This is a genomic window from Thauera propionica (assembly GCF_002245655.1).
Lineage (GTDB): Bacteria > Pseudomonadota > Gammaproteobacteria > Burkholderiales > Rhodocyclaceae > Thauera > Thauera propionica.
In genome coordinates, this window is record NZ_NOIH01000026.1 from 1 (window position 1) to 12,566 (window position 12,566).

The 12,566-nt window shown below is 66.1% G+C and carries 13 protein-coding genes; 8 read left to right on the plus strand and 5 right to left on the minus strand.

All coding sequences use genetic code 11. The annotated features are described in order from the left end of the window. The first annotated feature begins 511 nt into the window (after positions 1-511). Positions 512-931 carry an OsmC family protein gene (locus tag CGK74_RS15550; protein ID WP_094269345.1) on the plus strand — a complete coding sequence of 140 codons (420 nt, stop codon included), beginning with the start codon at positions 512-514 and terminating at the stop codon, positions 929-931. Positions 932-974: 43 nt separating this feature from the next. On the opposite strand, the gene coq7 is transcribed toward CGK74_RS15550, so the two are convergent. From coq7 to CGK74_RS15565, 3 genes are read right to left on the minus strand one after another with little or no spacing between them, the layout of a single operon-like run. Then, complete coding sequence (coq7, locus tag CGK74_RS15555; protein WP_048708535.1) at positions 975-1,595, minus strand: 2-polyprenyl-3-methyl-6-methoxy-1,4-benzoquinone monooxygenase; 621 nt, start codon at positions 1,593-1,595, stop codon at positions 975-977. Further along, a complete protein-coding gene (locus CGK74_RS15560) occupies positions 1,595-2,125 on the minus strand; it encodes a CNP1-like family protein (RefSeq protein WP_094269346.1) in 531 nt (176 codons plus the stop codon). Before CGK74_RS15560 ends, coq7 begins: the two co-directional genes overlap by 1 nt. A 43-nt stretch (positions 2,126-2,168) precedes the next feature. Then, on the minus strand, positions 2,169-2,726 hold the full coding sequence (locus tag CGK74_RS15565) for an RNA pyrophosphohydrolase (RefSeq protein WP_094269347.1): 558 nt from the start codon (positions 2,724-2,726) through the stop codon (positions 2,169-2,171). A 169-nt stretch (positions 2,727-2,895) separates the two neighbouring features. Between CGK74_RS15565 and CGK74_RS15570 the strand changes: the two genes are divergently transcribed. Further along, entirely contained in the window at positions 2,896-4,644 is a 1,749-nt protein-coding gene (locus CGK74_RS15570; RefSeq protein WP_094269348.1) for a proline--tRNA ligase, read from the plus strand. Between the two features lie 6 nt (positions 4,645-4,650). After that, on the plus strand, positions 4,651-5,304 hold the full coding sequence (locus CGK74_RS15575; RefSeq protein ID WP_094269349.1) for a lytic transglycosylase domain-containing protein: 654 nt from the start codon (positions 4,651-4,653) through the stop codon (positions 5,302-5,304). Between the two features lie 45 nt (positions 5,305-5,349). On the opposite strand, the gene CGK74_RS15580 is transcribed toward CGK74_RS15575, so the two are convergent. Then, positions 5,350-5,961, minus strand: a complete 612-nt coding sequence (locus CGK74_RS15580; RefSeq protein WP_094269350.1) for a bactofilin family protein — start codon at positions 5,959-5,961, stop codon at positions 5,350-5,352. Between the two features lie 343 nt (positions 5,962-6,304). Here CGK74_RS15580 and CGK74_RS15585 point away from each other — a divergent pair, with 343 nt between their 5' ends. From CGK74_RS15585 to CGK74_RS15605, 5 genes are all read left to right on the plus strand, one after another. Further along, a complete protein-coding gene (locus CGK74_RS15585; protein WP_094269351.1) occupies positions 6,305-7,732 on the plus strand; it encodes a HAMP domain-containing sensor histidine kinase in 1,428 nt (475 codons plus the stop codon). 4 nt (positions 7,733-7,736) lie between these two features. Beyond that, the gene (locus CGK74_RS15590) at positions 7,737-8,186 is read left to right on the plus strand and encodes a hypothetical protein (RefSeq protein WP_240498754.1); all 450 of its coding nucleotides are present in this window, start codon (positions 7,737-7,739) and stop codon (positions 8,184-8,186) included. 7 nt (positions 8,187-8,193) lie between these two features. After that, the gene (locus CGK74_RS15595; RefSeq protein ID WP_094269353.1) at positions 8,194-9,597 is read left to right on the plus strand and encodes a sigma 54-interacting transcriptional regulator; all 1,404 of its coding nucleotides are present in this window, start codon (positions 8,194-8,196) and stop codon (positions 9,595-9,597) included. Positions 9,598-9,627: 30 nt separating this feature from the next. Continuing rightward, positions 9,628-9,813: a hypothetical protein gene (locus tag CGK74_RS15600; RefSeq protein WP_206186272.1), complete on the plus strand. Its 186-nt coding sequence runs from the start codon at positions 9,628-9,630 to the stop codon at positions 9,811-9,813. A 91-nt stretch (positions 9,814-9,904) separates the two neighbouring features. After that, complete coding sequence (locus tag CGK74_RS15605; protein ID WP_094269355.1) at positions 9,905-11,026, plus strand: PA0069 family radical SAM protein; 1,122 nt, start codon at positions 9,905-9,907, stop codon at positions 11,024-11,026. A 51-nt stretch (positions 11,027-11,077) separates the two neighbouring features. Here CGK74_RS15605 and tldD read toward each other — a convergent pair whose 3' ends face one another. Continuing rightward, the gene (gene tldD, locus CGK74_RS15610) at positions 11,078-12,523 is read right to left on the minus strand and encodes a metalloprotease TldD (RefSeq protein ID WP_094269356.1); all 1,446 of its coding nucleotides are present in this window, start codon (positions 12,521-12,523) and stop codon (positions 11,078-11,080) included. Positions 12,524-12,566 lie beyond the last annotated feature (43 nt).

Below are 12,566 nucleotides of genomic sequence, written 5' to 3' on the forward strand. Positions count from 1 at the left end.
ATCAAGGCCGCCTTCCCCGGAAAGGCGCGATGAACCAAAAAAAACGCAGTCCGCGAGGACTGCGTTAAATCCACACCAAAGGAGGAGGGTGGAGGAGACACCATTTGGATCGGCGCGTCGTTGTTGCCGCGTCAGCGATCCGACTGAGGCGAATTATCCTGACCACCCCACGGCCACGCAAGCACTATTTTGTGCAACGCACTATAAATGTTTTGATTTTCTGATAAATCCTCCTTATGTCTCGCCATAATATTGTTTTAAATCAAATTTTCGAACACTCACCTGTCCGATAGCCCATTGCCACCCTCGAGGCAACCACCCGGATTCCATCGATATTGTGCACTGCATGAATACGCAGGCGTATTGAAACCGGGGCATCTGCCGATCGAGGTCAGCGCCTCACGATGCGAGAGAGCGAGCAGGCCCGCGTCACTCCTGTAGAATCCGCGCGCCAGAACACACACCGCGCGACACGCGCGGGACGCGACACCCCGACAGGAGATCGAATCACATGGAATGCACCATCAAGTGGGTTGACGGCATGAGCTTCATTGCCGAGACGGGTACCGGCCATCTCGTCGCCATGGATGGCGCGCCGGACGCTGGCGGAAGGAATCTTGCCCCGCGGCCGATGGAGCTGATGCTGGCGGGCGCGGGAGGCTGCACCGCCTTCGACGTCGTACTGATCCTCAAGCGCGGCCGCCACGACGTGCGCGGCTGCAGCGTGCGCCTAGAAGCCGACCGAGCCGACACCGACCCGAAGGTCTTCACCCGGATCCGCTTCACCTACACCGTCACCGGCCGCAACCTGAAGCGCGAAACCGTCGAACGCGCCATCCACCTCTCGGCGGAGAAATACTGCTCCGCCTCGATCATGCTTGGCAAGACGGCCGAGATCACGCACGAGTGCGAAATCGTCGAGGCCGACTGAGGGTCACGCGCGGGGCGAGCCCGCCTCGCCCCCCCCTGACCGGTCAGATGCGATACGTCAGCGTCGTCATCACCTTCGACGCCAGCTTCATCGCCCCCTTGATCGGCGCCGGCAACTCGTGCGCGCCCAACCCGACCGCAGTATCCGCATGCTCGACCTCGTCGATCTTCATCTGCTCGACGATCGCGCGCGACTTGTGATCCTGGGCAGGAAGCGTCTCCAGATGGCCCTTGAGGTGGTTTTCAACCTGACGCTCGGTTTCCGCCAGAAACCCCAGGTTCCAGCGATCACCGAAACGGCCGGCCAAGAGGCCAATGGCGAGCGCCCCGCCGTACCACAGCGGATTGAGCAGGCTCTTGCGTCCGCCCAGTTCGCCGATCCGGCGCTCGGTCCACGCCAGATGCTCGGTTTCCTCATGCGAAGCCTGTTTCAACGCATCCCGGATCGAGGGGTCGCGCGACATCAAGGCCTGCCCCTGGTAGAGCGCCTGCGCGCAGATCTCGCCCACATGGTTGATGCGCATCAGCGCCGCCGCATGGCGACGCTCCGCATCGTCAAGCTCGGCCTCCGGGAGCGCCTCCCCCGGCACCGGACGCACGCTGCGTGCCGGCGCGAAGACCGTACGCAACGCCTTGTCAAACTCGATAACAGCCTGATCGATCATCAGCGGACTCCGTAGGACTTGGACGGATCGCGCGGATTGCGCAGCAACTCGAGCGCATGCTCGCGATTGCGCGGCGCCGCCGGCCCGTCACAGAAATGCTCGTAGGCCAGCGCGGCACGCGGGCGATTGTAGGCGTTGTCGCTGATGGGCTGCCAGGCGCTGTTCTTCATCGGCGTCCAGGTGCCATCCTTGCGGCCGCTCGCGTAGATGCGCCGCTCGCCGGTTGCGCAGCGGATGCCCTCGAAGGTGACATTCTCCGCACCGCCCGTGGTGCGAACCACCAGCGTGTAGCGCACAACACGATCCTCGCCAAGGCTGACACTGCCCTCATCGACGAAGAACTGGTTGGCCGAAGCACTGCTGACGAAGAAGCTCCTCAGGCGAGACTCGTCGACGGCCGGCGGCATGGCCGCCTCGCCCTCCTTCCAGTCCGGGTCTGCCTCGACCAACAGTCCGGCAGACGCGCTGCCAGAAGCGAACGCGAGGGCGACGAGCGCCCCGCCGATGATGCGTTGTGCGCGGGAACTCACTCGCGGAGATCTCCATAGGGATTTTGGCTTCACCGACCGCTGTTCAATGCTGCGAACCCCCGAGCACCACGGGCACCGGCACCTCAGGCTCGGGCAGGCGGTAGCTGTCAGGCAACTCGAACGAACGCGAGCGAAACAGGATGCGTGCGAGTTCGATCAGCGCCAGCTGGTACACCTGCCGCTTGAACTCGATCACCGCATCCAGCGGCACCCAATAATTGCTCCATCGCCAGGCATCGAATTCCGGATGCGAGCTCGCGCGCAGGCAGACGTCTGAGTCGCGCCCTACCAGCCGCAACAGAAACCAGATCTGCTTCTGTCCGCGGTAGGTATTGCGCCACTCACGCCGTATCCAGTGCTTTGGCACTTCATAGCGCAGCCAGCCCCGCGTGCGACCGAGGATCCTGACGTGTTCCGGACGCAGGCCGACTTCCTCGAACAACTCCCGATACATGGCCTGCTCCGGCGACTCGCCGTGCTTGATGCCACCTTGGGGAAACTGCCAGGAATGCTCGCGGATGCGCTTGCCCCAGAAAACCTCGTTGCGCGCGTTAACCAGAATGATGCCGACGTTCGGGCGAAAGCCTTCACGATCAAGCATGACTAACCTTCAAATTCGGTTGATTGACGCCGATTTTTTCACACTTGGGGTCCGTTTGAAAGCGCACCACCGCTGTGCATCGACTAGCCTGAACCTGATCCAGTCCTTCCGAGGCGGTGCCTTGCGCTAGAATCGCGCGCTCGACAATGCCTTCTACGCAAAGACCCTCATGCGCGCCAGCCAGTTCCATCTCTTCACCCTCAAGGAAGCCCCGTCCGACGCCGAAGTGATCAGCCAGAAGCTGATGCTGCGCGCCGGCATGATCCGCAAGGCCGCCGCCGGCATCTACAGCTACATGCCGATGGGGCTGCGCGCGATCCGCAAGGTCGAGACCATCGTCCGCGAAGAAATGGACCGCGCCGGGGCAATGGAGCTGACCATGCCGCTGGTCCAGCCCGCCGAGCTGTGGCAGGAAACCGGGCGCTGGGACAAGATGGGCCCCGAGATGCTGCGCCTGAAGGACCGCCACGAGCGCGACTTCGCGCTGCAGCCCACGTCCGAGGAAGTCGTCACCGACATCGCGCGCCAGGAGCTCAAGAGCTACCGCCAGCTGCCAAAGAACTTCTACCAGATCCAGACGAAGTTTCGCGACGAGCGCCGTCCGCGCTTCGGCGTCATGCGCGGGCGCGAGTTCACGATGAAGGACGCCTACTCCTTCGACCGCAGCGAGGAAGCCGCCGGCCGCAGCTACGACATCATGTTCGCAGCCTACAAGCGCATCTTCGACCGCCTGGGCCTGGAGTACCGCGCCGTGGCGGCCGACACCGGCGCCATCGGCGGCGATCGCTCGCATGAATTCCAGGTTATCGCCGACACCGGCGAGGACGCCATCGTCTATTGCCCCGACTCCGACTACGCCGCCAACATCGAGCTGGCCGAGGCGGTGTCTCTGCTCGCGCGCCGCGCAGAGCCCGGCACGGCGCTGCAGAAAACGCCCACGCCGGGCAAGGCCACCTGCGAAGACGTCGCCGAGCTGCTGGGCGTGCCACTGGCGACCACGGTGAAGTCGCTGGTGCTCGCCACCGACGACGTGGACGACAAGGGCAACCCCGCCGGCGTCACCGTGTGGCTGCTGCTGGTGCGCGGCGACCATGCGCTGAACGAGGTCAAGGCCGGCAAGCTTGAAGGCCTGAAGGCTGGCTTCCGCTTCGCCACCGAGGCGGAGATCCTCGAGCACTTCGGCTGCAAGCCGGGCTACCTCGGCCCGATCGGGCTGAAGAAGCCGGTAAAGGTCATCGCCGACCGCACGGTCGCCCACATGGCCGACTTCATCTGCGGCGCCAATGACGCCGACTTCCACTTCACCGGTGTCAACTGGGGCCGCGACCTGCCCGAGCCCGACCTCGTGGCGGACATCCGCAACGTGGTCGAAGGCGACCCGAGCCCCGACGGCAAGGGCGTGCTCGCCATCCAGCGCGGCATCGAGGTCGGCCACGTGTTCTACCTCGGCACCAAATACTCGAAGGCGATGAACGCCACCTTCCTCGACGAGGACGGCAAACCCAAGCACTTCGAGATGGGCTGCTACGGCATCGGCGTCACCCGCATCCTGGGCGCCGCGATCGAGCAGAACCACGATGCCCGGGGCATCATCTGGCCGACGGCCATCGCGCCCTTCGAAGTGGTGATCTGCCCGGTGGGCTGGGGCAAGTCGCAGGCGGTGCGCGACGAGGCACAGAAGCTCTACGACACGCTTATTGCAGCCGGCGTGGACGCCATCCTCGACGACCGCGACGAACGCCCCGGCGTGATGTTCGCCGACTGGGAACTCATCGGCGTACCGCACCGCGTCACCATCGGCGACCGTGGGCTGAAGGAAGGCCTGGTCGAGTACCAGGGCCGTCGCGACCCGGAGGCAACCAAGCTGGGGGCCGGCGACATTGCCGCCCACGTGCTGGGTGCCCTCGGCAAGGCCTGACCCCGCATGCGCCCCCCAAGCTCACTGCCCCGTTTCGCCGCCGCGCTGCTGTTCGCGTTCATTAGCGGCACGGCAGTCGCGGGGGCGCAGCAGTATGAACCGCTGGCGGCCAGCGTACGTGCAGCTTTGCACAAAGCGGTGAGTGACGCGGCCGCGCCGGCGCTACCGATTCCGGACGCGGGTGAACGCGCGCAGTGGCTGGCGGAAATGTCGCGCCGCCTGCAGAAGCGCATCCCGGACGCCAGCTACCGCACCGAACTGCTCACCAGCATCCACTACGAGGCGACACGCGCTGGCCTGGATCCGCAGTTGGTGCTCGGCCTGATCCAAGTCGAGAGCAACTTCCGAAAATACGCGATCTCGTCCGCCGGTGCGCGCGGCTACATGCAGGTCATGCCGTTCTGGCTCAAGGTCATGGAACGGCCCGACGACAACCTTTTCCACCTGCGCACCAACCTGCGCTACGGCTGCACGATCCTGCGCCATTACCTCGACATCGAGAAGGGCAACCTTTTCCGCGCACTCGGGCGCTACAACGGCAGCCTGGGCAAGGCCGAATACCCGAACCTGGTGCGCGCTGCGTGGGAGAAGCACTGGAGCTGGCAGCCCGAGCAGCTTGCGGCCGGCGCTGTCGCCAGCGCGACCACGCCCGCCAACTGACACCGGCCGGCCCGCGCCAGGCGGCGCGACCGGCACTCAGCATCCTCAGCCAGCGACCGCCGCAAGCGGCTTGCTGTCAGCGCTGCGGCTCTCCACCGCACGCAGGGCCTCCTTGGCTCCGGCCTTGGCCAGCGATTGAACGTCACCCGAGATCTCGCCGCCCTCCTCGATCAGGATCTTGCCGTAGCGGATCTTGCCGCTGACGCGGCCGGTGGCATGGATGATCAACTGCTGGCGTGCGGTCAGCTCGCCTTCGAAGCGCCCATGGATCTCGGCGACATCGATGCCGACCGTGCCCGCATAGGCGCCGTTCTCGGCAATACGGATGACGCGGCTGTCCATCGTCGCCTCGACGCGCCCTTCCACCACCAGCGTGTCGCAGTCGAGGATTTCGGCGCCCTTCAGCTTGACGTCGGGCCCGACGATCAGTCGGCTGCCGCCGCCGGCCACCGCATCGAGTGCCTCCGGCACCTTCGTTTCCTCGACGGGCGTCGAGACGGCCGCAGCCGGCGCGGAGTCGCGCTGCGAAGCCGACTCAACGGACACGCCTGCACCGGACGAGGCATTGCTGCTGACGCCCATGCCCGACCGAACGGACGGGCCACGCGGGCTGAGGGGTTCTGCGGTCTTCGGGAACAGATTCGACTTGTTGAACATGACTTCTCCTTGAACTGGGGCTCGGACCGTCCGGTGCGGTCGTCTGCCGATTTAGCAGGACCCGTGCCTGAGCGCAGTTCTCGATCATCATCAGACACTTGCGGCCGATCCCTCAGGATCATGAGCCCACCGAGCGTTGCGGACACCCGCTTTGCTGTCGCCGTAGCCCGACACGAATGACGGCTAAAGACAACAAGCCCATGTTTCGAAAGACATTCCCTGCGTCGCCTTCCGGCGACAGGCAGACCCGTCCGTAACCTGAGCTTGCATTTGCGTGATCTACGTCACGCTGCGCTGCCCTACACTCTGGTGCCTGCATTCGACCTGTCGCCGAGTGGCTTCAATGTTGCGTCCGTCATTCAGCCTGACCCTTCTGGCAAGCTTTCTCGTCATCGCCGGCGTACTGGGCGCAGCGGCCGTCAGCGGCTGGATGGCGCTCGAGCAGTTCGCCCGCGACGGCCGCGAACGCAGCGCAACGGCAATCGCCCTCAACACGAGCGTGCAGCAACTGGCCGAGCGCTCCGTCGATCTCGAACGCAGCGCCCGGCAGTATCTCGTACTCGAGGACGAAGCCATCCGCGAGCGCTTCTTCGCCGCGCGGGACGACGCCCTGAAGGCGCTCGCGCATATCGAGGAGCTCGACCCCACGCTCGGCTCCCTGGCCGATGCCTGGCGCCAGCACACCGACAACGCCGTGCTTGCGGTCGGGCACGAACTTGCCGGCCCGCCGCAGTCCACGGCGACAGGTGTCGCCGGCAGCACCGAGGCCTTGATGGCACTCACCAGGGTCAACGAACAGCTTGCGGCAGAGGCCCGCGCGCATGTGGCAAGAGACGAACGTGCGCTGCTCGACACCCTCGACACGCGCCGCAATCGCCTGACGGCTCAGCTCCTCGGCGCAGTCGCCATCGCCATGGCGCTCGCAGCGCTCACCGGCTGGTGGCTGCTCCGTCCGCTGCGACGTATCGAGAAGGCGATCGCTGCGCTCGGGGACAACCAGCTCACGCAGCTCATCGAAGTGGACGGACCGGCCGACCTGCGCCGGGTCGGCCAGCAGCTCGACTGGTTGCGACTTCGACTTGCCGAGCTCGAGGCACACCGCAACCGGGTGCTGCGCCACGTTTCGCATGAACTGAAAACGCCACTCGCTTCACTGCGCGAAGGCGTCTCGCTGCTTGCGGACGGTGTGCTCGGCCGGCTGACAGCCGAGCAGCGCGAGGTGAGCGCAATTCTCGAACACAACACCCGCGCACTGCAGGAACGCATCGAGCAGCTCCTGCACTACAACGCGACGCAGTTCGATGCGCGACGGCTCGAACTGCGCGCCACCGCGTTGCTACCGCTCGTGCGTGAAACCGTCGCCGAGCTGCAGCTCCAGACCCAGGCGCGAAACATCCGCATCGACATCGACGGCGAGGCACCACTGGTCCAGGCCGATGCAGGCAAGCTGCGCATCGCGCTGTCCAACCTGCTGGCCAATGCGATTGGATTCAGCCCCGCGGGCGACCGCATCCGCATCGAACTCGCCCGCGACGGCGAAACGGTGCTCATCGACTGCATCGACAGCGGCCCCGGCATCGCGACGGATGAACTGGAACGCATTTTCGAGCCCTTCTTCCAGGGCAGCCAGCCCGACCAGCGCAGCGCCAAAGGCAGCGGACTCGGGCTGGCCATCGTGCGCGAGTTCATCACGGCGCATGGCGGCAAGGTGTTCGCGCTGCCCGCCGAGCGCGGCGCCCATTTCCGGATCGAACTGCCCCATGCGACCTAGACACATGCTGCCGCCTGCCTGGCACCTCCTGCCGGCACTTGGCTTCATCGGCCTCGCGGCCTGCACCTCGGTCCCGCCGCCCGTTCAACCGATCGAACCTCCTCACCCTGTTGCCCAGGTCAACCTGGCCGAACAGACGCTGGAGCGCGCGATCCGCGCCACCGGGCAACGCCCGCCCAATCTTGCACGCGCCCGCAGCCTGCTCGAGGGCTTGCTCGCAGCCGATGATCCTGACGCCCGCGCGTTGCATCCCTACGCGCGGGCCCTGCTGGAGCAGCTCGGCGAACGGCAGCGACTCACGACACTCAACGAGCGCCTCACCGAGCAACTGGAACGCAGCACGGCAGCGCTGGAAGAAAGCGAACAGCGTAGTGCCACGCTGCAGCGCAAGCTCGACGCCCTGGCCGAGATCGAGCGCAGCCTCGCCCCGCGCGGCCCGGCGCCGCAGCGATGAGGCGCCCATGACAAGCTTGCGCCAGCCGGCAGCGGCGCCCGCCCAGAGCCGCCCGCAGCTGCTGCTGATCGACGATGACCCGGACCTGCTGCGGCTGCTGTCGATGCGTCTGAAGGCGAACGGCTATCGCGTCAGCACGGCCGCGAGCGTCGAAGCCGCCCGCGGCCTGCTGGGCATCGAACGCTTCGACCTGGTCCTCAGCGACGTGCGTCTGCCCGACGGTGACGGCCTCGCGCTGTTCGAGGAGATCCGCCAGCAACACCCAGCGCTGCCCGTCATCCTGCTGACCGCCCACGGCACCATTCCCGACGCCGTCGAGGCCACCTCGCGCGGCGTCGCGGGCTACCTGACGAAGCCGTTCGACAGCCAGGCGCTGCTCTCCACCCTTTCCCAGACGCTGCAGCGGACGGCGCCGACACCCGGCACCGGCCCAAAGGCGGACGAGGAGTGGCGCGCCGAACTCATCAGTCACAGCACACGCATGCACGCCCTGCTCGACGAGGCGCGCCTGATCGCGGCATCCGATGCCAGCGTGCTCATCCGCGGCGACAGCGGCACGGGCAAGGAACTGCTCGCACGCGCCATCCACCGCGCCAGTCCGCGCGCCGCGGCGCCCTTCGTCGCGATCAACTGTGGCGCCATACCTGAGCCCCTGCTCGAATCCGAACTGTTTGGGCATGTGCGCGGCGCCTTCACCGGCGCCACCCACCATCACGCCGGTCTGCTGCAGGCCGCCCACGGTGGCACGCTCTTTCTCGACGAAATTGGTGACATGCCGCTCGCGCTGCAGGTCAAGCTGCTGCGCGTGCTGCAGGAACGTGCGGTACGCCCCGTCGGCGCCACGCGTGCCGAGCCGGTCGACCTGCGCATCATCTCGGCAACCCACCGCGACCTTGATGCGGCACTGACCGAGGGGCAGTTCCGCGAGGACCTCTACTACCGAATCAACGTCGTCAGCCTAGAGCTGCCGACACTCGCCGAACGGCGTGAGGACATCCCCTTGCTGGCCGAGCATTTCCTGCGCAGGCTGGCCGTCAAATACGCCAAGGGCCTGAGCGGCTTCGCCCCCGACGCGCTGGAGGCCCTGGCCACCGCCCAGTGGCCGGGCAATGTCCGCCAGCTGCAGAACGTGGTCGAGCAGGTCTGCGCGCTGGCGACGACCCAACTGATCCCGCGCACCCTCGTCGAGCGCGCCCTGCGCGTAAAGTCGATCGAGGCGCTCGGCTACGCCGAGGCGAAGCGACGCTTCGAACGAAACTATCTGATACAGCTCCTGAAACTGACAGCCGGTAATGTCTCGGATGCCGCAAGGCTGGCAGAACGCAATCGCACCGAATTCTACCGCCTGCTGCAGCGCCACGGCCTGACCCCGGACCTGTTCCGCGGAGAAGGTCCTGCGGACGATCGCTGAATAATGAAGAACGCCCCCACGGAGCCAGACATGATCAAACGCCAGACCATCGCTGCCCTCATCACGACCACGGCCCTCGCCTACTCCATCTGCACGCCGGCCCAGGCCGCCAGCCTCCTGTCGGCCGCACAGATCAACCTGCCGAGCAACTGCTCAGGCGAAAAGCACGAAACCGGCGATCTGAAGGACAAGATCAAGAAACCGGTCCAGAGCTGAGGCAGGCGGGGGCGGAGCGGATCGAAAACCGGGTTTCGCCCGCCTGCCTCGTACTTGACGACGGGAATCATGAGGCGGACACTTCCGCCTCATGACTGTATATAAAACCAGTTCTTCAGCGATATCGCTGGCAACACCGGCTGCGGCATCAGAGTCGCCGCTGCGCGGGCGCGGCAGTGCCATCCGCCCGGACGGACGCTTCCTCGTCCATCGCCGCGACGCCTTCGACGACGGCTGGCAGCACGAGGACGACGCGCCGGCACCGCTGCGCACCGAACTCTTCGTCGACAACGCGCGCCGGGTCATCAACTACAACAGCTCGCCCGATATTCCCTTCGATCGCTCGATCAACCCCTATCGCGGCTGCGAGCACGGTTGCGTCTATTGCTTCGCCCGCCCCAGCCATGCCTACCTCGACCTTTCGCCCGGACTGGATTTCGAGACCAAGCTGTTCTGGAAGCCCGATGCCCCAAGCTTGCTGCGCAAGGAGCTGGCGGCACCCGGCTACCGCTGCGCGCCGATCGCGCTCGGCATGAACACCGACGCATGGCAGCCGGTGGAACGCCACACCGGCCTCACGCGGCAACTGCTCGAGGTGCTGCTCGAAGCCCGCCACCCGGTCAGTCTGATCACCAAGTCGGCGCTCATCGAGCGCGACCTCGACCTGCTGGCCGAGCTGGCAAGACATGACCTCGTCGAGGTAATGATCTCGGTGACGACGCTCGATGATGGTCTTGCACGCCGTCTTGAACCACGCGCCGCCCGCCCCGCGCGGCGACTCGAAACGATCCGCCGCCTGCATCAAGCCGGCATACCGGTCGGTGCACTGTTCGCCCCGCTGATTCCGGCGCTGAACGATCACGAAATGGAGGCAGTGGTCGAGGCCGCCCATGCGGTCGGAGCTCGCACCGCGGGCTACGTCGTGCTGCGCCTGCCGCTGGAGCTGAAGGACGTGTTCGAGGACTGGCTGCACACCCATGTACCCGACCGCGCACGACACGTCATGAGCCGCATCGCCGACCTGCGCGGCGGACGCGCCAACGATCCACGCTTCGGCAGCCGCATGCGCGGCGAAGGCGTGGTGGCCGAGCTCTACCGCCAGCGCATGAACCGGCTGCATGCCCGACTGAGGCTGGGACGTTCGCGCCGCAAGCTGAACACCACGGCCTTCACACCACCGCAGCAAAAAGGGCCACAGCTGGCCCTATTCTGAACGCACGTTGCGCCGCCGCGGCCTGTGGCCACGGCATCGCGGGGGGCTTGATCAGGCTGTCCCGCCCACCGTCAGCCCGTCGATGCGCAGGGTCGGCTGGCCGACGCCGACCGGCACGCTCTGGCCATCCTTGCCGCAAGTGCCGACGCCCGGGTCGAGCATCATGTCGTTGCCGATCATCTTGACCTTGGTCAGCGCATCCGGACCATTGCCGATCAGCGTCGCGCCCTTGACCGGGCGCGTCACCTTGCCGTCCTCGATCAGGTAGGCCTCGGCGGTCGAGAACACGAACTTGCCCGAGGTGATGTCCACCTGGCCGCCACCGAAGTTCGCGGCATACAGCCCCTTCTTGACCGACTTGATGATCTCCTCCGGATCACGGTCGCCGTTCAGCATGTAGGTATTGGTCATGCGCGGCAGAGGCAGGTGGGCGAAGGACTCGCGCCGGCCGTTGCCGGTCAGCGGCATTCCCATCAGGCGCGCGTTCATCATGTCCTGCATGTAGCCGGTCAGGATGCCGTCCTCGATCAGCACGGTACGTTCGGTCGGGTTGCCCTCGTCGTCGATCGACAGCGAGCCACGACGGTCCTGCAGCGTGCCGTCATCCACCACGGTGACCCCCTTGGCGGCGACCTGCTGGCCGATGCGTCCGGAAAAAGCCGAACTGCCCTTGCGGTTGAAGTCGCCCTCGAGCCCATGACCGATCGCCTCGTGCAGCAGGATGCCCGGCCAGCCCGGCCCCAGCACAACCGGCATGGTGCCCGCCGGGGCCGGGTCGGCCGCGAGGTTGACGCTGGCCTGATGCACCGCGGCGCGCGCGTAGTCGTGCAGGCGGTCATCGCAGAAGTAGCCGTAGTCGTAGCGGCCGCCACCGCCGGCACTGCCCTGCTCGCGGCGGCCGTTCTCTTCCATGATCACGGTGATCGACACCCGCACCAGCGGACGCACGTCGGCCGCCAGATGGCCGTCGCTGCGCGCCACCATCACCACTTCCCATGAGCCTGCGATATGCGCCATGACCTGGGTGACGCGCGGGTCTTCGGCGCGCGCGAAGCTCTCGAGGCGCTCCAGCAGCTTGACCTTGGCCGTGTCGTCGAGCGAATCGAGCGGATCGTCGGCCCGGTACAGGCGGGTCTTGAGCTTGTGCGGCACGATGCCGACGCGGCGACGCTCGCCGGCGGCCGCGATCGCGCGTGTCGCGGTGGCGGCGCCGACCAGGGCATCGAGCGAGATGTCGTCCGAGTAGGCAAAGGCGGTCTTCTCGCCGCTGATCGCACGCACGCCCACGCCCTGTTCGATGTCGAAGCTGCCCGACTTGACGATGCCCTCCTCCAGGCTCCAGGCCTCGGAGCGCTGGTACTGGAAGTACAGGTCGGCAAAGTCGATGTCGTGGCGCATCAGCTTGCGAAAGGTCTTTTCCAGTTCGGCCTCACCCAGTCCGTGAGGGGACAGCAGGTAGCGATCGGCGATCTTCAGCGGGTTCTGGCTCTTGCTCATGCGTAATCCTTGGATTCGTTGCCGGGTTGGACCGGCGGGGCGC